Annotated in this window: 24 protein-coding genes and 1 pseudogene; 12 read left to right on the top strand and 13 right to left on the bottom strand. The window is 47.5% G+C overall.

The genetic code is table 11. The features are described from left to right. Positions 1 to 2: 2 nt before the first annotated feature. Genes trmB through K6J74_RS03755 form a run of 3 tightly spaced genes read right to left on the bottom strand, consistent with a single transcriptional unit; the run spans position 3 to position 3,325 of the window. Complete coding sequence (trmB, locus tag K6J74_RS03765; protein WP_221272521.1) at positions 3 to 1,154, bottom strand: tRNA (guanosine(46)-N7)-methyltransferase TrmB; 1,152 nt, start codon at positions 1,152 to 1,154, stop codon at positions 3 to 5. Position 1,155: 1 nt separating this feature from the next. Next, positions 1,156 to 2,406, bottom strand: a complete 1,251-nt coding sequence (locus K6J74_RS03760) for a fibronectin type III domain-containing protein (RefSeq protein WP_221272520.1) — start codon at positions 2,404 to 2,406, stop codon at positions 1,156 to 1,158. Further along, the gene (locus K6J74_RS03755) at positions 2,354 to 3,325 is read right to left on the bottom strand and encodes an RluA family pseudouridine synthase (protein ID WP_221272519.1); all 972 of its coding nucleotides are present in this window, start codon (positions 3,323 to 3,325) and stop codon (positions 2,354 to 2,356) included. Before K6J74_RS03755 ends, K6J74_RS03760 begins: the two co-directional genes overlap by 53 nt. Before the next feature lie 83 nt (positions 3,326 to 3,408). Between K6J74_RS03755 and feoB the strand changes: the two are divergent. The 3 genes and pseudogenes from feoB to K6J74_RS03740 all read left to right on the top strand — a co-directional run bounded on the left by feoB (position 3,409) and on the right by K6J74_RS03740 (position 7,024). Then, a pseudogene (gene feoB, locus K6J74_RS03750) lies at positions 3,409 to 5,282 on the top strand (ferrous iron transport protein B). A 96-nt stretch (positions 5,283 to 5,378) separates the two neighbouring features. Next, positions 5,379 to 5,873, top strand: coding sequence for a ferritin (locus tag K6J74_RS03745; RefSeq protein WP_221272518.1), 495 nt, complete (start codon positions 5,379 to 5,381; stop codon positions 5,871 to 5,873). A 146-nt stretch (positions 5,874 to 6,019) separates the two neighbouring features. Next, entirely contained in the window at positions 6,020 to 7,024 is a 1,005-nt protein-coding gene (locus tag K6J74_RS03740) for a formamidase (RefSeq protein ID WP_221272517.1), read from the top strand. On the opposite strand, the gene K6J74_RS03735 is transcribed toward K6J74_RS03740, so the two are convergent. Together K6J74_RS03735 and K6J74_RS03730 are read right to left on the bottom strand one after the other, a co-directional pair. Beyond that, positions 6,991 to 8,115 (bottom strand): aminotransferase class I/II-fold pyridoxal phosphate-dependent enzyme, encoded by a 1,125-nt coding sequence (locus tag K6J74_RS03735; protein WP_221272516.1) that lies wholly within the window; start codon positions 8,113 to 8,115, stop codon positions 6,991 to 6,993. The two genes, K6J74_RS03740 and K6J74_RS03735, sit on opposite strands and share 34 nt — an antisense overlap. After that, complete coding sequence (locus tag K6J74_RS03730) at positions 8,116 to 9,426, bottom strand: methyl-accepting chemotaxis protein (RefSeq protein ID WP_221272515.1); 1,311 nt, start codon at positions 9,424 to 9,426, stop codon at positions 8,116 to 8,118. It abuts the gene before it with no gap. A 141-nt stretch (positions 9,427 to 9,567) separates the two neighbouring features. On the opposite strand from K6J74_RS03730, the gene fur reads away from it, so the two are divergent. Next, positions 9,568 to 10,023, top strand: a complete 456-nt coding sequence (gene fur, locus K6J74_RS03725; RefSeq protein ID WP_221272514.1) for a ferric iron uptake transcriptional regulator — start codon at positions 9,568 to 9,570, stop codon at positions 10,021 to 10,023. Here the strand turns inward: fur and pseI are convergent. From pseI to flgH, 5 genes are read right to left on the bottom strand one after another with little or no spacing between them, the layout of a single operon-like run. Then, positions 10,009 to 11,013, bottom strand: a complete 1,005-nt coding sequence (gene pseI, locus K6J74_RS03720; RefSeq protein ID WP_221272513.1) for a pseudaminic acid synthase — start codon at positions 11,011 to 11,013, stop codon at positions 10,009 to 10,011. The genes fur and pseI overlap by 15 nt on opposite strands. Then, positions 11,010 to 11,579 carry a UDP-4-amino-4,6-dideoxy-N-acetyl-beta-L-altrosamine N-acetyltransferase gene (pseH, locus tag K6J74_RS03715; protein ID WP_221272512.1) on the bottom strand — a complete coding sequence of 190 codons (570 nt, stop codon included), beginning with the start codon at positions 11,577 to 11,579 and terminating at the stop codon, positions 11,010 to 11,012. Before pseH ends, pseI begins: the two co-directional genes overlap by 4 nt. Further along, positions 11,572 to 12,477 (bottom strand): hypothetical protein, encoded by a 906-nt coding sequence (locus K6J74_RS03710; RefSeq protein ID WP_221272511.1) that lies wholly within the window; start codon positions 12,475 to 12,477, stop codon positions 11,572 to 11,574. Before K6J74_RS03710 ends, pseH begins: the two co-directional genes overlap by 8 nt. Continuing rightward, positions 12,452 to 13,144 (bottom strand): pseudaminic acid cytidylyltransferase, encoded by a 693-nt coding sequence (gene pseF, locus K6J74_RS03705; RefSeq protein WP_221272510.1) that lies wholly within the window; start codon positions 13,142 to 13,144, stop codon positions 12,452 to 12,454. The genes K6J74_RS03710 and pseF overlap by 26 nt, the downstream gene beginning before the upstream one ends. Beyond that, positions 13,144 to 13,851 (bottom strand): flagellar basal body L-ring protein FlgH, encoded by a 708-nt coding sequence (gene flgH / locus K6J74_RS03700; RefSeq protein ID WP_221272576.1) that lies wholly within the window; start codon positions 13,849 to 13,851, stop codon positions 13,144 to 13,146. Before flgH ends, pseF begins: the two co-directional genes overlap by 1 nt. 87 nt (positions 13,852 to 13,938) lie before the next feature. Between flgH and K6J74_RS03695 the strand changes: the two genes are divergently transcribed. Further along, positions 13,939 to 14,670, top strand: a complete 732-nt coding sequence (locus K6J74_RS03695) for an outer membrane protein (protein WP_221272509.1) — start codon at positions 13,939 to 13,941, stop codon at positions 14,668 to 14,670. On the opposite strand, the gene K6J74_RS03690 is transcribed toward K6J74_RS03695, so the two are convergent. Continuing rightward, positions 14,667 to 15,200: a phospholipase D-like domain-containing protein gene (locus K6J74_RS03690; RefSeq protein WP_221272508.1), complete on the bottom strand. Its 534-nt coding sequence runs from the start codon at positions 15,198 to 15,200 to the stop codon at positions 14,667 to 14,669. The two genes, K6J74_RS03695 and K6J74_RS03690, sit on opposite strands and share 4 nt — an antisense overlap. Positions 15,201 to 15,323: 123 nt before the next feature. Between K6J74_RS03690 and K6J74_RS03685 the strand changes: the two genes are divergently transcribed. From K6J74_RS03685 to hsrA, 6 genes are all read left to right on the top strand, one after another. Next, the gene (locus K6J74_RS03685; RefSeq protein ID WP_221272507.1) at positions 15,324 to 17,186 is read left to right on the top strand and encodes a hypothetical protein; all 1,863 of its coding nucleotides are present in this window, start codon (positions 15,324 to 15,326) and stop codon (positions 17,184 to 17,186) included. 134 nt (positions 17,187 to 17,320) lie between these two features. Continuing rightward, positions 17,321 to 17,449 carry a hypothetical protein gene (locus K6J74_RS08525; protein WP_260321697.1) on the top strand — a complete coding sequence of 43 codons (129 nt, stop codon included), beginning with the start codon at positions 17,321 to 17,323 and terminating at the stop codon, positions 17,447 to 17,449. Next, positions 17,442 to 18,065, top strand: coding sequence for a guanylate kinase (gmk, locus tag K6J74_RS03680; RefSeq protein ID WP_221272506.1), 624 nt, complete (start codon positions 17,442 to 17,444; stop codon positions 18,063 to 18,065). Before K6J74_RS08525 ends, gmk begins: the two co-directional genes overlap by 8 nt. A gap of 9 nt (positions 18,066 to 18,074) precedes the next feature. After that, entirely contained in the window at positions 18,075 to 18,311 is a 237-nt protein-coding gene (locus K6J74_RS03675; protein ID WP_221272505.1) for a twin-arginine translocase TatA/TatE family subunit, read from the top strand. Positions 18,312 to 18,313: 2 nt separating this feature from the next. After that, positions 18,314 to 19,930 carry an arginine--tRNA ligase gene (argS, locus tag K6J74_RS03670; RefSeq protein ID WP_221272504.1) on the top strand — a complete coding sequence of 539 codons (1,617 nt, stop codon included), beginning with the start codon at positions 18,314 to 18,316 and terminating at the stop codon, positions 19,928 to 19,930. Between the two features lie 169 nt (positions 19,931 to 20,099). Beyond that, positions 20,100 to 20,777, top strand: a complete 678-nt coding sequence (gene hsrA / locus K6J74_RS03665) for a homeostatic response regulator transcription factor HsrA (RefSeq protein WP_221272503.1) — start codon at positions 20,100 to 20,102, stop codon at positions 20,775 to 20,777. Here the strand turns inward: hsrA and dapE are convergent. After that, positions 20,774 to 21,910: a succinyl-diaminopimelate desuccinylase gene (dapE, locus tag K6J74_RS03660; protein WP_221272502.1), complete on the bottom strand. Its 1,137-nt coding sequence runs from the start codon at positions 21,908 to 21,910 to the stop codon at positions 20,774 to 20,776. The genes hsrA and dapE overlap by 4 nt on opposite strands. After that, positions 21,897 to 23,786, bottom strand: coding sequence for a tRNA uridine-5-carboxymethylaminomethyl(34) synthesis enzyme MnmG (gene mnmG, locus K6J74_RS03655; protein WP_221272501.1), 1,890 nt, complete (start codon positions 23,784 to 23,786; stop codon positions 21,897 to 21,899). The genes dapE and mnmG overlap by 14 nt, the downstream gene beginning before the upstream one ends. 70 nt (positions 23,787 to 23,856) lie before the next feature. On the opposite strand from mnmG, the gene K6J74_RS03650 reads away from it, so the two are divergent. Further along, positions 23,857 to 24,621 carry a hypothetical protein gene (locus K6J74_RS03650; RefSeq protein WP_221272575.1) on the top strand — a complete coding sequence of 255 codons (765 nt, stop codon included), beginning with the start codon at positions 23,857 to 23,859 and terminating at the stop codon, positions 24,619 to 24,621. Positions 24,622 to 24,673 lie beyond the last annotated feature (52 nt).

The following is a 24,673-nucleotide window of genomic DNA, read 5'->3' as shown; positions in this document are numbered from 1 at the left end:
CTTCAAACCTCCTGTAAGAGAGCGCACAACGCTTCATGGGCGTGGCGTTGCGCTTTCGTGTTGAAAGGCACACCTCCCACATACTCCAAACCCCCACCCCCACGATCCCAACAAAGGATTTTATTCAAAGGGAAACGCACATCGCCCAAACTCACTGCGAGTAACCATGAATCCTCGTATTCTAGCACATCTTGGATATTTAAAAAATAATCCTCCCCTATTATGGGTTTTTTTTGCCATAAACTAGATGCTTTCACCCCTTTGGGTTTGACATTTTGCGGCATTGGCAACAATAAGGGTAAGTTTGGGTGCACGCTTTTAGCACTAGATTGTAGGCGCAAGTCGTAAATGTCCTTTTCCTGGCGCACCCAACGGGCTTCGTATTTACTCACCACCTCCTGGGGGGCGTTCTTGGCAATGGTGGCTTGGCAGGTGGGGGCATTTAGGGCGAGCTCTAGGCTGGATTTAAAATACTCCAAACTATCCGTCCTCAACCAAATCTCCCCCTTTGGGCGCAAAATGGCTAACATGTTCTCTAGGGTGTGTGGGGTGAAAATGCGCCGATTGGGGTGTTTTGGCCATGGCACGGGGAAGTGGATGTCTAGCCCCTCACAATTTGGGGGCAAAACCTCTAAGAGTGTCCTTGCATCGGCGTGGGCGATGTAAAGATTTTTGAGCCCCAAAAGCTCAATTTGGCGCAAGACCTGTTCTATGGATGGGGTATGTACCTCCAAACCGATATAAATATTTTCAGGGTTTGCTTGTGCCTTTTGGAGCAAAAACCGCCCCGAGCCAAAGCCGATTTCCAAATAAAACTTCTCAAAGTCAAAACGCCCAAAATCCATTAAAAACGCCCGACTAGGGCAGTGGCTTAGGGCTAAATTGCCCCTAACCTGCTTGCCATAGTGGCTTAAAACCTCTAGGGCGTGTTGCAAAATCCCCACAGGAATAGGGCGACTGGATTTCTCTCCCTTGCATAAAACCCCCCCTTGTTGCACAATTTTTAGCAAACAAAAATCGCTTGAGGGGTGTTGCACCCGTATTAGGCTCACCCTAGGGTCCCTTAAACTTTGGGCTTCATAGCAAAATTTAAAGCCCTGCTCTTCAAAGGGCATGGGCGGTGTGGCTAGCTCTTTGGCGTAAAAATGAGGCATGTTAGCGGTCTAGACGCAATTCCACTTCTTTACTAGGGCGTGATTCTAGTCCGGCACCATCAATGCTCACCACTTGGTAGCGGTATTTTTGCCCATTTTCCATGTGCTTATCGATGAATTGGGTGGTGGTTAAGTTGCCAAAGCGCAGGGGGCTAGAATTGGAACTGCCATCAAAGCGATAGACGGCATAGGACTTCACCCGTCCATCGCTCACCCCCTGCCACTCAATGATCGCCTGCCCGTCCTCAATCGTACCCTTGGTGATGATGGGCGTGGTTGGACGGGGCAAGGTCATGCCTTTAGCTGCTTCGTTTGGCATCGCCCCCTCTAAACCGCTGCTATCCACCGCCACGACCTTATAAAAGCGCTCTGCCCCGTCCATATCCACCTCATCGGTGTAGTGGGGGGCTTTGGTTTCGGCAATGCTCTTAAAATGCCCGTCTAGGCGGTTTGTGGCATAGATCCGGTAAGCCACCACATCGCTTTGGCTTGAAGGGGTCCACGACAGCTCCACCTTGCGGGTTAAATTGGTGCTCGCTTGCAAATTCACAAGGGGCAGGGGCAAGGGTCTAGTCTGCCCCTCCACCACCACGCTAGGCAAGGACTTTGCTCCATCAAAGTTCTCGGCAATCACTCTATAGTGTTGCTTCGCCCCACTGGGTAAATTCTTGTCAAAATACTCCACATACAAGCGGTTTTTCACCACCCCGATATTAGAGAACTTGCCATCAGGGTTTTCCCTTTGCACGATGTAACGGGCGATGCTAGGATTGGGGTGCGGACTCCAAAAGATTTTGATCTCTTGGGGGCTGGCTTGGCTGGCAAAGACCCTTTCAACGGGGTTAATATAAGAGGTATGCACTAGGATCGCCGCCGACATTTGCGAAATGCCCCCATTCCTGCCGATCGTGGCGATTTGGTAGGTGTAGTCGGTTTGCGGAGTCAGCCCATCATCGTAGTAGTGCGTGGCTAGGGGGTTTCTAATCGTGGCGACCCGCCGGTAGGTTTGGTCTTTTTGCATGCGGTAAATCACAAAGCCGTCAATGAGCCAAGGCCTATCAATCGCCTGCCACTCAAAGCCCACCGACTCCACATCGTTGATCGTTCTAATGCCTTGCACCACGGGCAGACTAGCGTTAGTCGCCTCTTTTTGTTGGTTGAAAGAGAGCGTGTCGTTCTTGTGGGGGTGGGCGCAACTGCTAAAAATCAGCCCCAAACAAATCAAAAATACGGCGTTCTTGTAAAAGCCCATCCCACAAAACCTCTTGAAAATTATCTTGCAAATATTCTAGCATATCAGGCAAAATTTGGGCTTTAAAAAGTAGGCTCTGTCCCGTGTGCGGGTGAATACAATAAAGCAAATAAGCGTGGAGCAAAATCCGCCCCCCATAGCTGTCCGCTTGCCCGTATAAAGGATCGCCCACAATGTGGCGGTTTAAGCTCTCTAAATGTGCGCGGATTTGGTGCGTGCGCCCACTATAAAGCTTTATGGCAATGAGCTGTTGCCCCTTGGCATTGGTTACAAGGGGCATAAACGCACTCTTAGACCACTTGCCCCCCTTGATTTCTTGGCGCAAAGCGTCTAAGTTTGTCATCTTTAGGCGGTTCTTGGGGTGGCGGCCTAAGCGGCACTCTACCTTAGTGGGTGCGTTTAAAGGCGTGCTTAAAATGGCTAAATAATAACGCCCCATCTCTTTGTTTTTGAGCTGTGTGGCTAGGTGGGCGTGGGCTAAATTTGTCTTGGCAATGACGATCGCCCCGCTCGTGTCCTTATCAAGGCGGTGCACAATCCCACAGCGCAACTCCCCACTAAGCGTAGACAAGCGATAGCCCTTTGCCTTTAAGTGGTCTAATAAAGTTGGTTCGCACACACCCTTAGCCGGATGCACCACCAAGTGAGGCGGTTTATTGAGCACCAACAAGTCTGCATCCTCATAAATCACCTCAAAATCTAAGGGGGCGCAAGTGGGCTTTGCTTGCACCTTTGGGGGGGTGAAAACCACCACATCCCCCGCCTTGAGCTTCACCCCCCCCTTGTTGCAAGGCTTAGAGTTCACCCACACACAGTTCGCCTTAATGCACTGCAGGGCTTGGTTGGTTGCCACGCCTAACTGCATAGCTAAAAAATGGTCCAAACGCCCCGTTTCTGTGACGCTAAATTCTTGCTCCATGTGGTCCTTTCGCTAAACTTCTAATTTTAGCAAAACTTTAGATATAATTTAGGTTTTCATTTTCATAGTCATTAAGGCAATCCATGCAAACGATCGTTGTCGCCCTCGTGGGGCAACCCAATGTGGGTAAAAGTTCACTCATCAATGCTCTAAGCGGAGCGCATTTAAAAGTCGGCAATTTTGCAGGCGTTACGGTGGAAAAAACCCAAGTGCAAACCACCTACAAAGATACACAAATCACCATCATAGACCTACCCGGCATTTATGCCCTCAATGGCTTCACCCTAGAGGAAAAGCTCACAAGGGAGTTTTTAGACACAGAAACCTATGATTTAATTTTAAATGTCCTGGATTGCACGAACTTAGAGCGCAATTTGGCCCTTAGCACCCAATTACTCAAGCTCCCGCATAAAACCCTACTTGCCTTGAATATGTTTGACGAGGCCCAACAAGAGGGGCTAGAGATAGACACCAAGACTCTAGCGCACAGATTAAACGCCCCTTGCATCCCCACCTCTGCCTACAAACGCACCAACATAAACACTTTATTAGATGCCATCATTGCCTTGCACTCCGCCCCCACCCCCGCCAAGAGTGCCGATAGCTTAAACTTCAAACCCACACAAGCCGACTTGCAATTTTGTAGACAGCTTGCTAAAGAAGTGAGTAAACAAACCAAACCCACCCCCACCCGCAAGCTCGACCGCCTCTTTTTGCACGAATACTATGGCTTGCCTATTTTCTTAGGCTTGATGTTTCTTGTCTTTACCCTAAGCTTTCTTGTGGGTGGGCTCGGGCAGGACTTGGTGGATAACTTTTTTGCTTTTTTAAGCCAAAGTTTAAAAGAGCACATCGCTAACCCACAAATCGCCTCAATGCTCAGCGATGGCGTGGTGGCGGGGGTGGGAGCGGTGCTCTCCTTCTTGCCCCTCATTGTCATCTTGTATCTAGGCATCGGGCTTTTGGAGGGCACGGGGTATATGAGCCGTGTCGCCTTCTTGCTCGATGGGATTTTGCACAAGTTTGGCTTGCATGGCAAGAGTTTTATCCCCCTTATTACGGGCTTTGGCTGTTCTGTGCCCGCTTACATGGCAACCCGCACCCTGCAAAACCAACACGAAAGACTGATCACTTTATTTGTCATCGGCTTTATGAGTTGCAGCGCAAGACTGCCCATTTATGTCCTCTTTGTCGGCTCGTTTTTCCCGCAAAAATACGCAAGCGTTGCGATCTTTGCCATTTACATCTTGGGGGCTGTGGTGGCTCTGCTTATGGCAAAGTTTTTAAATTTGAGCGTCTTTAAGGGCAAGCAAGAGTCCTTTGTGATGGAAATGCCAAAGTATCGCCTGCCAAGCCTAAAGGTGTTGTACTTTGGCATTTACACCAAAAGTCTATCTTATATCAAAAAGGCAGGGACTTATATTTTAGGCGGCTCGCTTTTAATTTGGTTTACCTCCCAATACCCTAAACCCGATTTAACCCCCTACAACGCCACTAAAACCCAAATCCAAGCGAGCGCACTAACCCCTCAACAAAAGAGCGAGCTTTGCAAGCCTTGCAAGAGAAACTAGACAAAGAGAGTTTAGAAAATAGCTTTGTGGGGCGTGTGGGGCGAGGCATTGACGGGGTGTTTAAGCCCATGGACTTTGATTGGCGTTTATCGGTGTCTCTAGTTGCGGGCTTTATGGCGAAGGAAGTGGTGGTTTCGACCTTGGCGGTGCTGTATGCAGGCGAGAAAGACCCTAAACTCGCCTTAAAGCAGAGTGTGCGCTTACCCTCGGCGATTGCCTTTATCGTCTTTGTCATGTTTTACATCCCCTGTTTTGCGGCGACCATCACCTTTGGCAAGGAGGCTGGGGGCTTTAAATTCGTGGTATATCTCTTTGTTTTCACCACAGTGGTGGCGTATGTGTTCTCTCTCATCGCCTATGGGCTAACGAGCTTGTTTGTTTCTTAAAATACTAGATATTTTAAGAAAATAGGGGCTAAAAACCTTGACTTTATTTTCTCATTTTAGCTATAATAATGATACAAACTAACAAAAGGAGTTTTTATGTTGCCTAAGGAAACTGTGAAATTGCTCAACGGACAAGTGATGGACGAGTTCTACTCAGCCAACCTTTACATGAGCATGAGTTCTTGGTGCTATACGCATGGCTTTGACGGGTCTGGCTTGTTCTTATTCGACCACGCCAGCGATGAATACGCGCATGCCACCAAAATCATCACCTACCTCAATGAAAACGAAGTGGGCGTGCATTTAAAAGAAGTCAAAGCCCCCGAGCATGAATTTAAAAGTTTGGTGGAAATCTTTGAAAAAGCTTACAAACACGAGCAACACATCACCCACTCCATCAACAGCTTGGTGGATCACATGCTCGCCCACAAAGACTACGCCACCTTTAACTTCTTGCAATGGTATGTCGCCGAACAACACGAAGAAGAGGTCTTGTTTAAAAACATCCTCGACAAAATCAAGCTCATGGGCGAAAGCGGACATGGCTTGTATCTTGCCGACCAATACATCCGCAACATCACCAAGAAGTAACACCGCTTGGAGAGGGGAGGCAACGCCTCCCTTTACGCTCCCTACCCCTCCCCTTTTTTTAATATTTACCCAGCGTTAAATATCCAGTCCTAGCATACCCCCGTGTTGCAAAACACAATAAAGTAACAACAGCAAAAGGAGCATTCATGGGAAGCATCGGTAGTATGGGTAAACCCATTGAAGGGTTTTTGGTCGCTGCCATCCAATTTCCAGTCCCTGTGGTCAACAGCCGCAAGGACATTGACCACAACATTGAAAGCATTATTAAAACTTTACATGCTACGAAAGCGGGCTATCCGGGCGTAGAGCTCGTCATTTTCCCCGAATACAGCACGCAAGGGCTAAACACCGCTAAATGGCTCACTGAAGAATTTTTACTAGATGTGCCTGGCAAAGAAACAGAGATGTACGCTCAGGCGTGTAAAGAGGCTAAAGTTTATGGGGTTTTCTCCATTATGGAGCGCAATCCTGATTCAAACAAGAACCCCTATAACACCGCCATCATTATCAACCCCCAAGGCGAAATCATCCTAAAATACCGCAAACTCTTCCCTTGGAACCCCATCGAACCTTGGTATCCCGGGGATTTAGGCATGCCCGTGTGCGATGGTCCTGGTGGCTCTAAGCTTGCTGTGTGTATCTGCCACGATGGCATGATCCCTGAGCTCGCTAGAGAAGCCGCCTATAAAGGATGCAATGTCTATATCCGCATCTCTGGCTACAGCACACAAGTCAACGACCAATGGATTCTCACCAACCGCTCCAATGCATGGCACAACTTGATGTATACCGTGAGCGTAAATCTCGCCGGCTATGACAATGTCTTTTACTACTTCGGCGAAGGGCAAATCTGTAACTTCGATGGCACCACTCTCGTGCAAGGGCATCGCAACCCTTGGGAGATCGTTACCGGCGAAATCTATCCCAAAATGGCAGACAACGCCCGCCTAAGTTGGGGCCTAGAAAACAACATTTACAACCTCGGTCACCGTGGTTATGTGGCTAAACCCGGTGGTGAGAGCGATGCAGGACTCACCTACATCAAGGATCTAGCCGCAGGCAAATACAAATTGCCCTGGGAAGATCACATGAAAATCAAAGACGGCTCCATTTACGGCTATCCCACCACCGGCGGGCGATTCGGTAAATAAAGCCCTTGCAAACACCCGCATAGGTCTTTTAAAAGCCCTAGGGTGTTTGTAGGTTGGACATTTAAACCCACACGCAGTAAGGGCTTTTTAGTCGTGGGGGGGCGGATCGCCCCACAAATAAATCCCTCTTCTAATAGTGTCTCTTGAGCTTCTAGCAAGTCTTTAATGCTGGCAAGAGGTAAGGTTAAAATATTGCTTGGCGTGTGCCAGCCAAAGCCCGCTACACAGCCACGCATCTGCTCTAACAACTCTATATAGGAGCTGGGGTTTTTATAAACTTCTTGGATGTTGACAAGGCTCAAAGCCGTGTCTAACACAGATAAACTCGTGGTATAAATAATACTCTTAGCGCGGTTGCATAAAAAATCTATAATTTCACCACTTGCCCCAATGAACGCCCCATAACTCCCATAGGCTTTAGAAAAAGTGCCTAAGACAATCGTTTTTTCTGTGGGCTTTAAGCCGTAGTGTTCTAAAACCCCCTTTAAGTTTGTCCCAATAGTGCCTAGGCTGTGGGCTTCATCTAAAACTAAATAGGCGTTGTGCTCTCCAGCACACTTTAAAATCTCCAAAGGTGGAATTGTGCCATCCATAGAATACACCCCCTCAATGGCGATTAAAATCCGCCCTTTGGGTTGGTGTTGCTTTAATTTGGCGTGCAAGTCTTGGCCATCGTTGTGGTTAAAAAAAATCGTATTTGGGGATTTTTTAGCGATAAACTGCCCGCTGGCATGGTAGTGCGCGTCCATGAAAAGCAGATCGTTTCTGCGCACTAGTGCCTCGATCAAAGCCACATTGCCCAAAAACCCGCTCCCCACCAATACGCACGCCTCAAAGTCCAAGAGCTGGCATAAATAACTCTCTAGCTCTTGATGCAAGGGGTGGTAGCCATTTACGAGCATGGAGGCTTTAGGCGCGTGGGTGCTTTGCTCTTGCAGGAGTTCAAAAGCTTGTTGCAATAAATCCTTGCGCCCCCCTAAGCCCAAATAGTCGTTAGAGGCAAAGTCAGCTAAACCTGGTGGGTAAAGGCGGCGTTTTCTATGTAAGTTTGCCCGCTCTAAGGCTTTGAGCTCAAACGCATAGTTGGGCAATTATTGGTGTTGCCCTAAGATATTTGCGATTTCTTTTTTTAATTCCTCTTGTTTCTCTTCAAACATTCTATCGATCGTATCGCGGACATTTTTAGAGCCTTGTTCTACGGCACTAATAGATTTTTCAATATCATTTTCGGTGATACTAGAGCGGTCTTTGAGCATATTCACTAGATTGTTGGCATCATCGTGCAAGCCGTTGTGGAAGGGTTCTAAAGAACGGTAGCTAGAGGTGTTGCTAAAGAGTGTCTTGCCCTCACCCTCGTAATACCACTTGCCTAAGCGGCAATTGTGTCCATCCACAATCTTAAAGTTGTTGGGGATGTCAAAGATCACGCCGTATAAATTCGCTTTATAGACGACATGGTCGGTCTTAGCCAAACCACAAAAGACAAGATTGTTCAGGTTATCGATAGAGTATTGGGCAGCATTAGCTGTATTTAAATTTATTGTAGCGATGTTTTTGATATTATCAACATCGTTTTTAATCACTTCGGCAGTAGCATAGGTGTCGTGAGTGTTGCTTTGGATGTCGCTGGCCTCTTGTTGCATGGATTTAACCACCACGGCGATCTCCTTGGTCGCCTTTTGGGTCTTCTCAGCGAGTTTGCGTACCTCATCAGCGACCACAGCAAAGCCCCGTCCGTGTTCGCCCGCCCTAGCCGCCTCAATGGCGGCGTTTAGGGCTAGCAAGTTGGTTTGTTCGGCAATGTCGTCGATTAAAGAAATCACTTGGGTGATCTCGCTGCTGCGTTGGTTGAGCGAGTCGGCAAGAGTTGTGGCGTTTTGCATTTTCTCGTATAAGCTATTGATGTTGTCGCTAGCTTGGGTGAGCTTATTGATCGTCTCTTGGGAATGTTCTCCCCCACTTGTAGCTGCTTTTGTGAGTTCATCTGTACCTTTAAAAATATCCTGCATGGTGGCTTGTAAACCCTCTAGCCCCTCACGCATGCCCGTGTAGTAGAGGCTAAAAATAGAGTTTTTACCGCACTCCGTGAGTAAATCTATGGTTTCTGTAATGGAGTGATAAAGCGTGTCATCGATGTGCTTACTCTTGGTTTTGTAGAGGCGGTTATTGAGGCTAAAGTCTTGGTTAGGGTTGCTAAGGTCGCTGGTCTTGGTGTCGATCCCTTCTAAATCCACAATGTCGCCATTTTTAAACACAATTTTATGGTCTTTTACCCCAATAAAGCCCATGTGGTCGCATAAGTCAATCAATTGTTGGTAAAAATCCAACTTTTCTTGCAAAATCCTAATCTCTGCGTCTTTGTTTTCTAACTGCTTTATCAGGTCTTTTTTACCAAAAAACATACCACGCCCTTTCAAAGTGAATTTTTGATTATACCCTAATTTTAACCTTGCGTGCCTATATTGGCAAGTCATATTCACTACATTTGTGTATAATAGCGACTTTCGCTCTCTTTTATGGGATGATTTTAATAAGGAGTTGGCATGAACCGACTAGAAACTTTAGAATCCATTTTGGAGCGCTTGCGTTTGGCGATCCGCAAAAATGGGCTTAAAAATTCCAAACAGCGTGAGGAAGTGGTGAGCGTGCTCTACAAAAGCGGGACGCATTTAAGTCCCGAGGAAATCACACAAAGCATCCGTCAAAACGACAAAAACACCAGCATCTCTTCTGTTTACCGCATTTTAAATTTTTTAGAAAAAGAAAATTTTATTTACACTTTAGAAACGAATAAAAACGGCAGGCGTTACGAGATTGCAGCAAAGGAGCACCACGACCACATTATTTGCTTGCATTGCGGAGAGATCATTGAATTTGTCGACCAAGAAATTGAGGAGCGGCAAAATCAAGTCGCCAAAAAGCACCAAGCCAAATTGGTCAGCCACGACATGAAATTATTCGTGGTCTGCGCCAAATGCTTGGCTTCAGGGGTCGAGTAAATCCTGCCAACTTAGGGGGTGCCCCACTTCCAAATCTTGGTGGGCTTTTTTGCCTAGGATTTGGGGGAGAAACTTAGGGGCTAGCCCGGCGTTGGGGCGCAAGGCTTTGATGTGCCTTTTGGTGATGGTTTCTCCTTTTTTGAGCGGCTTAACCACAAACAGCGAACGGGCAAATTGCGCTCCTTGTGGCTCTTTAACTGGTGGGGTAGGGCTACCTAAAGCTTCTTTGGTGTCGCTCACGGCTTGCACAAGTGCGCTAAATTCTTTAGTGTCTAGGCTAAAGGCACTATCGGGGGTCTTTAAGCTCTTGTCGAGTGTAAAATGCTTTTCGATCACGCTTGCGCCCAAAGTCGTGGCGACAATCGCGCTCAAGTGCCCTAAAGTGTGATCGCTTAATCCGTAATCTGTGCCGTAAAGTTCTTTGAATTTTGGCATGGCTAATAAATGTGCGTCTTGCAAAGGGGCAGGGTAGGCACTGGTGCATTTTAAAAGCGTGATGTTTGTGTTGCCCACTTTGTGGCACACTTCTAGCGCATCTAGGATGTTCTCGTGCGTGGCAATACCCGTAGAAATGATTAAAGGCTTTTTGGTGCTGGCGGTGTGGCACAATAATTCTAAATCCGTGATCTCAAAGCTGGCGATTTTATAAAGGGGGCAATCCAGGCTCTCTAACAGCTCCAAACCCTTGAGGCTAAACACCGAACTAAAGAGGCATAAATCTAAACTCTTGGCAAGCTCAAAAAGCGGTTTGTGCCACTCTAGGGGCATGGCGGCTTCTTGGTAGAGTGCGTAGAGGCTTTGTTGATCCCAAAGCGTGCCTTCAATGATGAAGGGTGGCTTGTTAATGGGCAGGGTCAGGCAATCTGGGGTATAGGTTTGCAACTTTGCCGCCCCCACGCCTATATTTTTAAGCACAATCAAGGATTTTTGGGCGGTTTCTAGGGAGTTAGCATGGTTAGCACTAAGTTCTGCTACGACCAGGGGGGTCATTTTAAGCCTTTGTCTAGAGGAGAAATTTTAGAAAAGAGCCATACATCGTAATAAGTGTCTTCGTGGCATACAAAGTCACGCAAGAACCCACCCTTGCGGTAGGCATGTTTTTCATAAAAAACAATGGCATGGGTGTTGTTTGCCATCACTTCCAAATGCAAGGCGTGCAAGCCAAACTTAAAAAAAGCGATGAACTCTAGCCCATCTAAGATCAAAGCCCCGATGTGCTTTAAGTCTGGGTTTTTATAAATACCCAAAAAGGCGTGGTTGTGGGCAAAGTCTATACGGGTGAGAGAACCCACGCCTAGCAATGTCTCACCTTGTTTAAAAAGATAGTAGGCGGCGTTTTGGCTGTATTGCAGCTGCTCGATGAAATGCAAATGCGCTTCTTTAGAAATGTGTTGCGTATACATCCAAGCGGTGGTGGTGGGGTGGTTGCGGAAGTCTAGGATTTGGAGTTTTTCGGCTTTGGTGGTGTGGCAAAAGTGGCAAGCGTGCAAGGGCGGGCTTTTATCAAAATGCTGGCTAGGGATTTCAAAGCTTTGGGTTAATAGGTGCTTAAGCATAGGTTAAAATCCCTTGTAAAGTGGGGAGGAGCTTATCCCCAAGTTTTAAACTCTTTTGGGCGGCTTGCATGCGCTCCCTAGCGTTTAGGTCTAGCAAATCTTGCAACACACATAAAAGATTGTCTAGGCTGGCGAGAAACAACGCTTCCACTTTGGCTAGGGCCTGCACTTGGGCGAGCTGGTTAGAGGCGATGGGTAGGCTAATGAGTGGGGTTTGACTCAAAATGGCTTCATAGATCATCTGCCCCCCGCCAAATAGAGCAATGTCGGCTTGAGATAGACGCTTAGCGAGCTCTGTGGGGTTTAAGAGCGGCTCAAAAACAAAGTTGTGGGCTGTTGGCAAGTGAGGCAGTAACGGCTTGGGGGCGATGGTATGGATTTTTAGGGGGGTGTGCTTTAAAAGCTTTAGGGCATTTTGCAAGGGAGTTAAAGTTAAATCACTGCCCCCCAAGCACAGCAAGACCTCTTTAGGGGTGGTTTTTAGGGATTTTACTTGGCAAAATATGGGATCAATGGGGTAATACCCACTGCCTAAAAAATAATGTGAGTGATTTTGTAACTCTTTAGGGTAGGCTGTGTGGGCATTGTAAGCGGGGTTAAAAACATAAGTGGAGCTAGAAAACTTTATTTCTGCCCTATAAAAATCTTCAAAAACCACTAAGGGAGTTGGCACTTGGGCGTAAAATTTGGGTGTGGCTAAGTAGCTGTCCACAACGCACAGATCAGCCCCTAAAATTTTTTGATTGAGCCAAGAAATGGGTTCATCGGCTAGCGGGTGGGGGGCAAAAAGGCGCACTTTTGCCAAAGGTGCTAACAAGACTTTGAGCTTTTGCATGCGCCTTAAATGCCCCAGCCCACTTTGTGGGCTGGCATCAGCGAAAAGATGAATCGTTTTCATGCAAGGCGGTGTATTTCAAGGTGGCAAGTTTTAAATCTTCTGGGGTGTCGATGTCTTGCACGCACGCTTGGGGCAAGATGAGGGGCAAGGAGTGGGGGGCAAGGAGGGGTTCTTTAGCCATAAAATGCTGTGCTTGCCCTAAGTAAAAAAGCCCGACATCGTGGTAAAGCAAGGGCAAGTCCTGCGAGCGTTTGGACATGTTGTCTGCAAAAAGTGGCGTGGGGGTGTTGTTTTGAATGCTAAAGCTGCGGTAAGGCGAGGCGCTGTAAGCACTGCAAGCAAAGGCGTATTTTTTGTGAGGGTTTGTCTGCAAGGCTTGCAGAGCATCCTTAAGGTGTGTAGTCCTTAAAAGCACACTAGTGGCGTAAAGCACGCAAAGCAAAGCTTCAGGCTTTAACTTGAGCTCTAAAGCGGCATGGCTAGCCACATCTAGGGTCGTGCTAAAGTCATCGGCTAAATGGGTGGGGCGTTCTAAAACACACGCTCCATTTTCTTTGGCAATCTTGGCAATTTGGGCGTGGTCTGTGCTGACAAAGATTTGACTAAAAAGTTGGCTAGCTCGTGCCGTTTCAATGACATAGCTTAAAAGGGGCTTGCCCAAAAAGGGCGCAATATTCTTAAGCGGAATGCGTTTAGACCCCCCACGCGCCAAGATTAAGGCAATCATCAGTAAGGAAAGCTCGAATCTAGCACATCTCCCCCCACTTTTTTCTTGTTGCTGGCACTCAGTGCCCCCAAATTTGTGTAAGAAATCTTGGCATCTGCAATGTATTTAGATTGGATGGTGTTGTCGCGCGCGATGTCAAAAGGGCGGATCACCCCACTGATTTTAATGACTTGTTTTTCTCCATCGACCAAGACCTCACGGCTACCATAGATAAAATAATTGCCATTTTCTAAGACTTTGACAATGCGTGCGGTGAGGGTGAGTTTCAAGTCTTCGCTTTTCTTCTGCGCACCCCCGCCCTTAAAGGTGTTGTTGGTCGCCGATTGCGTGAGGCTGTAGTTCGCATTATCGTCTAAAAACTGGGCTTGGTTGCGCTTGTTGGGGTTCGTGCCATTGTAGGTAAGGCGTGGGGCTGTAGCAGTGCCATTAGAGGTTTTGGTATAGTTTTTAGAGGTGCTGTAGTTTGCGCTGGAGTTTTCGGACACAATCACGGTGATTAAATCATTGGGTTTCATCGCCCGTCTGTCGGCAAAAAGCGGTCTTTCGCCCTGCCCGAATAAACTGCCCGGCTTGGCAATTTGCGGGATAAACTCTTTAGAGGGCATGTCTTCGACATAATCGGGGGGGTCAAATTTCATGCTAGGCTCCACAGCCCCCATAAAAGAAATCCCCACAGCCAAAACGCCCAGGCTAAAAATCCGTTGCAGCACCATAGAGTATCCTTTGAGGTTGGCATATTTTAGGGCTAAATTATACTATAATAAGGGCTTATCACCAAGATTTTAGGGAGTGGTATGGCAAAACAGAAGGTATTGGGTTGGGTTTTTGGAACGGCTTTGGGGTTGGTGTCCGCACAGGCGCAAAGTAGCGATCAATTCAGGCAACATAACTCTTGGACGGACGGGCTCTTTGTGGGTGCAAATTACCAAACAGGCGCGGTTACGATCCTAACCAAAAACTCTAGTGCCATGAGCACAAGCCACCCCGGGCGCGACAACATGAATGCGGGGGCAAATGGGCTGGGCTTTAATGTGGGCTACACGGGCTATTTTAGAAAAGACCAAATGTTTGGAGCGCGTTACTACGCCTTTTTAGACTGGCAGGGTTTTGGCGCACATTACCCTAAAACCCTCTATGGGGGAGGGCAGTATTATGGGGGTAATAATTTACTCACCTATGGTGCGGCGGCGGATTTTTTTTATAACTTCTTTCAAGGGGCTTTTTATCGTAACGACATTTCTTTGGACTTGGGCTTTTATGTCGGGGTTGCCCTTGCGGGGACCTCTTGGCTTATAGGTGCGGATGGGCAAAAGGCAATGGGTTTACCCGCTGATACTAGCCCTAGCGTGAGTGCATTTCAGTTTCTCTTTAATGTGGGACTTAGGGCTTTAGTGGTGGGGCAGCATGGCATTGACATTGGCTTTAAAATCCCCACCATCAACCACATTTACTACAGCGGGGGCGACTACAGCGTTACCTTCCGCCGTACCTTTGCCTTTTACATTGGCTATAATTATCACTTTTAGCGGCATTCGCTCCACATTTTTTTGTAGTAGCTCTGGGCTTTTTGGATGAGGCTGTGGTCGTTATCCCTTAGTAGCAATTCATAATTGTTTTCAAAGGCGTTTTTGCTCCAGTTAGCCGAGCCTAAAAAAATCGTGTTGTTGTCAATGATGGCGAGTTTTTGGTGCATGATGCCTCTGTACTCTTTGCCTTTGCCAAAAAAGTGCGCTTGTCGACCGCTGAGAGTGCAGGTAGAAATCCCTCTATATTTAGCTAGATAGCCCATTGTGGAGTACTTGCCTTGTGCCCCACTGGTGTCGTAAATGATGTGGATTTTCACGCCCCGACTCGCCGCGTCTTTAAGGGCTTTAGCGATGTCCTTGTGTGTAAAGCTGTAAATGGAGATGTTGATTTGGCTTTTAGCGGCGTTGATCCCACTAATCAAGCTTTTTAAGGCTTCGTGTTGTTCGTAGGGGAGCATGTATAGGGTAGGGGTGGCTTGTAAAACAGAGGCTAACAGACAAGGGAGTAGAAAAGTTTTTAAGCGACCCATGGGACTTCCTTTGAGTGGTGTTGTTAAAGTAAATTGAATTAGTTAAATTAAAGCAAATTAAAGCAAATCAAGGGAACTTATATTATAATCCGCAGCCTAGGTAGCCTAGCTTAAGGAGTGTCCTTGAAAATTCTCTTAGTAAACCAGAACAAAATGGTGGGTAAACTTTTTGAGAACATCGCCAAGAAGCTAGGCTTAGAGCTTGTAGCCGAGGAGCATGTTAAAGAGATTTTGCCCACCCTTGAGGAAAATCGGGATTGTTTCTTTTTCGCTGATGACACAGCGGTAGATGGTGAGGGATATGAGTGCCTAAAACCGCATTTAGGTGGGGTGTCTTTCAGTGGGCTTTTGTTGCGTAAGGGTATTAAAGAATTTGGAGAATTCACTCACTATATCAAAAAACCCTTTTTACCCACAGATGTGCTCCATATTCTCCAAAGGAATATGGGATCTGCATCGCCCACCGTTTACCCCGCAAATGAGCTGGAGACGCACTTGCCGACGGTTGAATCAGATAGTGATTTTTTTAAGGATATTAACTCGAGCCTTGACCAGCTAGAGGGGCTCTTAGATATTAATAAGCCTATAGCCCAAGATGGACAAAAGGTGGAAGTTTTAGAAATCCCAGAGGACAAGTCCACGCTAGAAAAAAACCCCCAAGAGTTCCCAGAAAAAGAGATTGAAGCCCAAATGCCACAAGAAAGTGTCAAAGACCTAGAAACATCCCAAGAGCAAGGGCTCCAAGAGTTAGAAGAATCCCAGTCAAAGCCAGAACAAGAACCTCAAGAGCCCGAGCCCCAAGCGGTCTCTCCCCAAGCAGCAGAAGCTAAAAATTCCCCCGATGAACAAGTCCCCCAACCAAGCCCCCTAGCTTTGGATTTGGAGGATTTGTTGCCCATAGATAGCGGTAAGGATGAAACCCACGCCGGCTTAGAACACGATAAAATGTTAGAGGATTTGGTGCAAGAGGACTCTCCAAAGGCGCAGGATTTGATGGACAGCATGCAAAACATGGGCGATCTCATGCGATCTGCAGACCACGAAATCGAGGAACCTAAAAAACCCGAATTACAAACCTCCAAAGAACCCCCAGTCCCTAAAGAAAACGCAGACCAAGACCCCATGGATATGCTAGGGAAACTAGAAGCCCTAGAAGCAGAGGCTCAAAAAAGCGCAGAAACCCCACAAGAGCCCGAATCTGAATCTACAGAGCCAACCCCCCAAGTTGCAGATCCTACTGAAGAGATCCCCCAAGAATCCGAACCCACAGAATTAGAAGCACCCACACAAGAATCACAAACCCAAATCCCCACAGAACAAGAACCCACAGCTACACAGAACGCTACAGAAACCCCCAAAGAGCTAGAGCCCCAAACCATAGAGAGCGCGCAAGAAAATTTAGAACAATTGGGATTAGAAGACTTGGAGGGGTTAGACAATTTGGAGCAAGAGTCCGAAGAACAAGAGGCCCAAGCCACAGAGGGGGCGCAAGTCCCCAAATTGGAAGGGTTAGATGATTTAGAGTTAGAATCCACAGAACCCGCACCACAACCCGAACCTAAAGCGCAAGAACCTCAGACCACAGAAGAGGCGCAAGTCCCCAAGCTAGAGGGATTGGACGATTTAGACACATCCACAGCCCCTAAAGAACCTGAGCCCCAAGAACAAGAACCACAAACACAAGAGAGCGCACAAGAAACCCCTAAAGCGCAAGAACCTCAAGAAACCCTACAAGAACCCCTAAAACCCCAAGAGAACACACAAGAAGACCCAGAGCTAGAAAACCAAGCAGAGTTAGAGAACACCCCTGCGACAAAAGACACGCAAGAATCTCAAGTAGAGCTAGAAAAAGACCCGCAAGAGTATGAAAACATTGAGGACATCCCCGAACCGGTGATGTCTAGCGTGGTGGACGGCTCGTATGAAGCCCCAGCCCCAAGCCCCAAAAACCCCCAGCAGACACTAAGCAAGCCCCCCAAGAGATAGAAAACTTAGCAGAAGAACCCCCCCAAGAAACAGAAAGCCCAAAACCCGAAACCACAAAAGACCAAGCAGAAGCTCCCCAAGAGCAAAAGGCGCAAGAAACCCTCCAAGAGAGCGCGCCCACAGAAAGCCTTAAAATGGGAGCAGCACCCTTGCATTTGAGTTTTAATTTGCAAGATTTACTCAAAGACCTACCCATTGACCCCAAACTCTTAGAGGGCAAAACATTAAAAATACAAGTCAATTTAGCGGATAAAGATGAGTAACCACGCTTACCGCATGTTGGTTTTAGCAGGGCCTAGTGGTTCGGGCAAAAGTACTTTAATCAGCTATTTATTACAGCATTGCCCCAACATTTACTTTTCCATTTCCACGACCACCCGTCCCAAGAGGGCGGGCGAAGTGGAGGGGCAACATTACTACTTTGTGAGCCAAGAAGCGTTTATCAAGAGCATTGAGAATAAGCAGTTTTTAGAGTGGGCTAAGGTGCATGGGCATTATTACGGCACTTCGCTAGAGCCGATCAACAAGGCCCTAAAGGCGGGCAAGTTGGTCTTGTTTGACATCGATGTGCAAGGGCATCGCAGTGTGAAAGAAGTTTACAAAAAAGCAACTTCTATTTTCATCACTACAAAGAACATCCACACCTTAAAAGAACGCCTAGAACAAAGGCACACAGACAGCCACGAGATGATCGAGCGGCGTTTACAAACCGCCTTGCAAGAGATCCAAGAGATCGAGTTGTTTGACTATGTGTTGATTAACGAGGATTTGGAATTGTCTAAAAGAATGGTCTTGGAAGTCGCCCACACCCTGGGCTACAAACAACAGATGTTCCCCAAAGAGACATTTTGTGAGGCGTGGGGTGCAAGTCATAAATAAAGGATAAAAATGGGTACTTTTAGTGTTTGGCATTGGTTGATTGTTTTAGCGGTGATTTTGCTTTTATTTGGGGCAAAGAAAATCCCCGAGTTAGCCAAAGGGCTAGGCAGCGGGATTAAAAACTTCAAAAAGGCGATTAAGGAGGACGAGGAGGAGGGCAAAAAACCCGAGAGTGTGGGCATGCAACCCCCGCAACAGAGCGCGCAACCCACCCCCACCGCCCCCAAGCAAGAACAACAAAGCTAACCATGCACCGCAGAGTCAAGGAGTTATTAGAACGGGTGTTACAAACTGAAGTGGTGCTAGAGCACCCCAAAGATCGCTCTTTAGGGCATTACGCCAGCGTGGTGGCCTTCCCCCTAGCCAAGGTGCGTAAAAAAGCCCCTAAACTCATTGCTGAAGATCTGGCAAAGAGTTTAAGCACCCACCCCGAGTGCCAAGAGGTGTTTAGCCAAGTCGCTCCGCTCAATGGGTATATCAACTTCACACTCAAAGAAGAGTTTTTAAACAGCCTTTGTAATGAGGCTCTAACTTTAGGGGAGGATTTTGGCAAACAGCCCAGCAAAGAGGAGAGTTATTATGTGGAGTTTGTGAGCGCAAACCCCACGGGGCCCCTGCATATCGGGCATGCAAGGGGGGCGGTGTTTGGGGACAGCTTTTGTAGACTCGCTAAATTCTTGGGCTATAAGGTGCATAGCGAGTATTATGTCAATGATATGGGCGCACAGATCAAAACTTTGGGGCTATCTGTGTTTTTAAGGCTTAAAGAGAGTTTAGGCTATCAAGTGGATTATCCCAAAGAGTGCTATCAGGGGGAGTATATCTATGAGCTTGCTCAAGCCGCTAAAGAGCACTTTAAAATAGAGAGTTTAGAGGGGGTGGATGAAGAGGTGTCGAGCGCAGAGTTTGGGGGTTTTGCTAGGGATTTAATGCTTACAGAAATCCAAGAAACTCTAGCTGAGGCAAGCGTGCATATGGATGCGTATGTGAGCGAAAAAGCGGTGTTTTCTAAGAGTGCAGAGGTGTTTCAACGCCTAGAGGCGGGCGGGGGAGTGTATGAAGAAGAGGGTAAGTTGTGGCTTAAATCCAGCGACTTTGGCGATGAGAAAGACCGCGTGGTGCGTAAAGCTGATGGGGATTTTACCTATTTAGCCCCCGATATTGTTTACCACGACTATAAGTTTCAGCAGGACTATCACCACTACATTAATATTTTTGGGGCAGATCACCACGGCTATGTCCCCCGCATTAAAGCATCCTTGCAGTTCTTGGGTTACGACTCGTCCAAGTTAGAGGTTTTGTTGGTGCAAATGGTGGCTCTGCTAAAGGGCGGGCAGCCTTATAAGATGAGCAAGCGGGCGGGCAATTTCGTGTTGCTTAAAGATGTCTTGCAAGACATGGGCAAGGACGCTTTGCGTTTTATTTTCTTGTCTAAAAAGCTAGACACGCATTTAGACTTTGATGTGGCGAGCTTGCAAAACACGGATAGCACCAACCCCATTTTTTATATCCATTACGCCAACGCCCGTATCCACACCATGCTAGACAAATTCACCCAAAAAGGGGGGAGCTTAGAGGCGGTGCACCAAAGCCACCTATTGGACTTGCCCCCCGCCGGGCAGAACTTGCTCTTTAACGCTCTCAACCTACCCAGGGTCTTGCAAGGGGCGTTCAACGACAAGGAATTGCAAAAAATTTGCGACTATTTAAAAGCCCTCGCGGCGGATTTACACAGCTTTTACAACGCCCATAGGATTTTAGACACGCCCCAAGAATTACCCTATTTGAAGCTATGCCAAATGGTAAGCTTGAGTTTAACAATCGGGTTAAAACTGCTAGGGATTGAAGCCAAGAAGAAAATGTAAAAAGGGTGGGCGAGGATAAGGAGGGGGAGGTTACCCCGCCCATGCCCGGTTGGAAAGCCAACCAAGACGCATGATACCTAAAAAACTTATATCTTTCTCTTAAACTTTACAAGAGCTTAAAAACTTATGTTATAATTCTTCAAGTTTAAGTTTAAGGTAAAGGATTGAAATGCGTATCTTATTAGTCGAAAACGATGGGGACTTGAGTAAAGAGGTCAGCACCTTTCTCAATGAAAAGGGTTTTCAAGTTGATGTCGCCGAAAATCTTGAGGATGGGGAATATTATATCAGTATCCGCAACTATGATTTGGTGCTGATTGGGTTTGAACTCAAAGATGGCAATGGTTTAAGCCTCGTGCCTTACGCCAAAGCCAAACACCCCTCCATTGTCAGCATCATTTTGGCCGAGCATGACTCGAGCGAGCAAGAGATCAAGGCATTTAAAGAGGGCGTGGACGACTTTATCGCCAAACCCTTTGACATGGGGGTTTTGGTGGCAAGGATCGAGGCGCGCTTGCGTTTTTGGGGCTCTAGTATCATTGAGATTGAGGATTTAATCATTAATCCCGATGAAGAGAAAATCGTGTATAAGGGCAAGGAAATTGAAGTGAAGGGCAAGCCCTTTGAAGTGTTGACACACCTTGCTAGACATAGGGATCAAATTGTGTCAAAAGAGCAGCTTTTAGATGCGATTTGGGAAGAACCCGAACTTGTAACGCCTAATGTGATTGAAGTGGCGATCAACCAAATCCGCCAAAAAATGGATAAACCTTTAGGCATCTCCACGGTGGAAACCGTGCGCCGTAGGGGTTATCGCTTTTGCTACCCTAAAGGCAGCACCAACTAAACCTTCAAGCCCCTTTGGGCGATGAGTTCCAAGAGCCTTAAGAAAACAAGGCTCAAGCCCTCGAGTTGCTTGATCTCCAAGCGTTCATCAATGGCGTGTATGTGCTCATTGGTCAGCCCAAACTCCACCACCTCCACCCCAAAGGCATGTAAAAATCGTGCGTCGCTTGTCCCTCCGTTTGTGTTGAGTGTGGGTGTGGTGTTTAAAACTTCACTAATAGCTTGCTCTAAACACCCCACCAAGAGCGAGTCCTTAGATGAGAGAAAGGGCATGGAGTTTTGCTTCAGATTCAAGTCGTAGGGGACTTTGGCAAGGACAATTTCTAAAAAGTTTTCAAGGTCTTTTAAAGTCGTGGCGGGCGAGTTGCGGACATTAAAGGCGATGTCTAGGGTCTTTGGGGTAACATTTTCAGCACTCGAGTCGGTTTTCATGGAAGTGATGACAAGCCTAGATGGCTCAAAGTTAGTGTCTCCTTTGTCTAAAAATGCCCCCGCAACCAAATTTAGCTTATCAGCAACGACATCAATAGGGTTTAAGCAAGTTTTAGGGTAGGCGACATGTCCAGGTACGCCATATATGGTAAGCTTGCCCGCAATCGAACCACGCCGCCCGATTTTCACGCTATCGCCCAAATGCTTGACGCAAGTGGGTTCTGCCACAAGCGCAAAATGGGGCAGTAATTTTTTTTCTTGCAACACTTCTAGCATGTACTTCGTGCCAAACTCCGCCGGACCCTCTTCATCACTTGTGAGTAAAACAGAGAGCTTTAAGGGTGTATTTGGGGCAACTTTGGGGCAAAACTCCTGCAGGGCGCACACAAACGCCGCCACCCCACCTTTCATGTCCTGTGCCCCCCGCCCATATAAACACCCCTCTACAATTTCTCCGCCAAAGGGCGCAAAACGCCACCCCTGCCCCACAGGCACGACATCTACATGCCCCACAAAGCAAAAGTGCAAGGGGTTTTCTCCACCAAAGTCCTTTGTCAAAAAAAGATTTTTTACCCCGTTTTTATCTGCCCTTAGGGGCGTGAAGTCGGGCAGGAGCGATTGTATATACTCATAAATCCCCTCCTCCTTGGGAGTGATGGTTTTGTAGCTTATGAGCTTTTGGGCGATTTTAGTGGGATTCATGGGGGGTTTTCTTGAGTTTTTGGTGTAGGTGTAAATAAAGTTGCAAGACCTCTAAGTTTGCGGGGGTGATCCCACTGATTTGGGAAGCTTCAAAAAGGCTTTTTGGGCGGAATTTCTCCAATTTTTCGCACGCCTCTAGCCCTAAACCTGTGATGCTTTGGTAGTTAAAATCTAGCGGTATTGGGGTGTTTAGCATTTGCGCCATTTTGGCAATGGACGCGCTTTGTTTGGCGATGTAGTCGTGGTATTTGCACTCAATTTTAATCTGCTCTAAAATAAAAGGCTCAAGCTCTGTTACAAAATCCAAAAATTCGGGCAAAATGTCCGGGCTAAAACCTTCCCGCCCCATTAAAAACACCCCATCGCACTTGTCATTTAGGGGGGCTTGGTCTGCGTCTTTTAAGCGTTTTAACACTTCCTTAGTGGGGGTGATAGCGGTGTTCTTGAGCCTCTCTAGGGCACTTTGAATCTGCGCTTTTTGGGCGCAAAGGGCGTTATATTCTGCGTCGCCCATCAGTCCCAAAGCATAGGCGTATGCGCCAAGCCTTAAGCGGGCATTATCCTCTCTTAGGAGCAAGCGGTACTCCGCTCTTGAAGTGAACATTCTATAAGGCTCTTGCGTGCCCTTACTCACCAAATCATCTATCATCACCCCGATATACGCCTCATCTCGGCGTAAAACTAGCTCTGGCTTGTTTTGTAGGCTTAAACATGCATTGATACCTGCCATAAGCCCCTGTGCGGCTGCCTCTTCATAGCCCGTAGTGCCATTGATTTGGCCGGCCAAATAGAGATTACCCACTTGCCTTGTTTCTAGGGTGTATTTGAGCTGTGTGGGGGGGATGAAGTCGTATTCAATGGCGTAGCCATAGCGCGTGATTTGGGCGTGCTCTAGCCCCTTAATGGAGTGGATGACCTGCTCTTGTACCTCAAAGGGCAAAGAAGTGCTTAAACCATTGACATAATACTCGCTGCAGCTTCTCGTCTGCGGCTCTAAGAAAAGCTGGTGGCGTTCTTTTTCGTGGAAGCGGTAGACTTTATCTTCAATGCTCGGGCAGTAGCGCGGCCCCACGCTCTCAATCTGCCCACTAAACATAGGGGCTAGGTGGAAGTTTTGGCGGATAATCGCGTGTGTGTTTGCGTTCGTGTAGGTGATGAAACAAGGCAGTTGTTGGGGGTTAAAATCCTTGGTGTAATGGCTAAACTTGGGGGGGGTTAAATCGCCCCCGTGCGCTTCTAATTGGCTAAAATCAATGCTGGTCCCAACAAGTCTAGGGCAGGTGCCCGTTTTAAGCCGCCCCATTTCAAAGCCCAAATCCGCTAAATTTAACGACAAAGCTACCGCTGCACTCTCGCCAAAACGCCCATTTTGGCTTCGGTGCGTGCCAATATGCACCAAACCTTGTAAAAAAGTCCCCGTGGTTAAAATGACTTTTTTGGCGTAATACTCCTTGCCCAGCGCGCTTTTCACGCCCACCACAGCCCCACCCTCCACTAAAAGCCCCTCCACCATCTCCTGCGACACGCTCAAATTCGGGGTGTTGAGCACCAAATTACGGGCGTTGATGCGATAAGCGTCCATGTCAATTTGCGCCCGAGTTCCCCTAACCGCTGGACCCTTAGAGGCATTTAAAGTGCGAAACTGCAAGCCGCTCATATCCGTGAGCACCCCCATAACCCCACCCAGCGCATCCACTTCCTTAACCAAGTGCCCCTTGCCAAGCCCGCCAATGGCAGGGTTACAGCTGGCTAGCCCAATGTTCTCAATCAACAAGGTGAGTAAATGCACCCTTGCGCCCATTTTTGCTGCTACAACGGACGCTTCAATGCCGGCGTGTCCACCACCCACCACAACTATATCAAAATGACTCAACATACCCCTATTCTATTGTGAAACATGTTAACGCTGACTTAACCGACAAGGGCTTTATGCTAGAATTGTGCCCATGTTAAACCCCATCAATGCGCTCCAACAACTCGGCTTGCTCCAAGACCTCTTAAAAGACCATCCGCAGGCGCAAAACTTCAACGGGACGCTACCCCTGCTCTTAAAGGTGTTAGAGAAAAAGGGGGCGGATCAATACCTCTTACAGCTGGGCAACCAAATCTTAGAGAGCAAGAGCCAAAAGAACCTTGTTTTAGGCAAAACCTATTGGGCTTTGGTGCATAAAAGTTCCGTGGGCGCGACCATGCTCTCTAATTTAATCCCACAACCGCCCATCCTAAGCGAGCTGAAAAACGCTCCCTTAAAGCTGGACTTGCAAGAATTGCATAAACTCTTAAGCCATGAGAGTAAGGAAGTCTTTAAAGACTATCACGAGCAGATTTTGCAGAACTTCACCCACGCCCCCACCCGCCAAGACTTTTTATTCTTTGGCAATCTCTTGCTCTCTTTGCAGCATGAAGTGGCGAGCTTTGTCATCACAGACGGGCATAAAGAGTCCTTGGTGCAGTTTAAAAAGAGGGGCAAACAAGAACGCTTAGAATTTTACGCCCTCTACCCACACTTAGGTCCTCTGCAGGGCGTGCTTTACAAGCAAGAGGGGGGGGTTTGTCTGTCCCTTGGCGTGGCGTATGAGAGCGTGGCAAACCTCTTAAGGGGGCAAATAGATAGCCTCAAGGGCTTTAGCCACATAGAGATTTACACCGCCAAACCCCTACCCGAACCGCTCTTTAGCTTTGAAGAGAATTTACTAGACACAAGGGGCTAACCACCCCCATTTGGCTTTATGGCCCCCGGCCTATGCCCGCCCTAAACACTCA

The sequence above is a fragment of the Helicobacter sp. NHP19-012 genome (assembly GCF_019703325.1).
In the GTDB taxonomy this organism is placed as follows: Bacteria; Campylobacterota; Campylobacteria; order Campylobacterales; family Helicobacteraceae; genus Helicobacter; species Helicobacter gastrofelis.
This window is presented reverse-complemented; position numbering and strand designations above follow the sequence as displayed.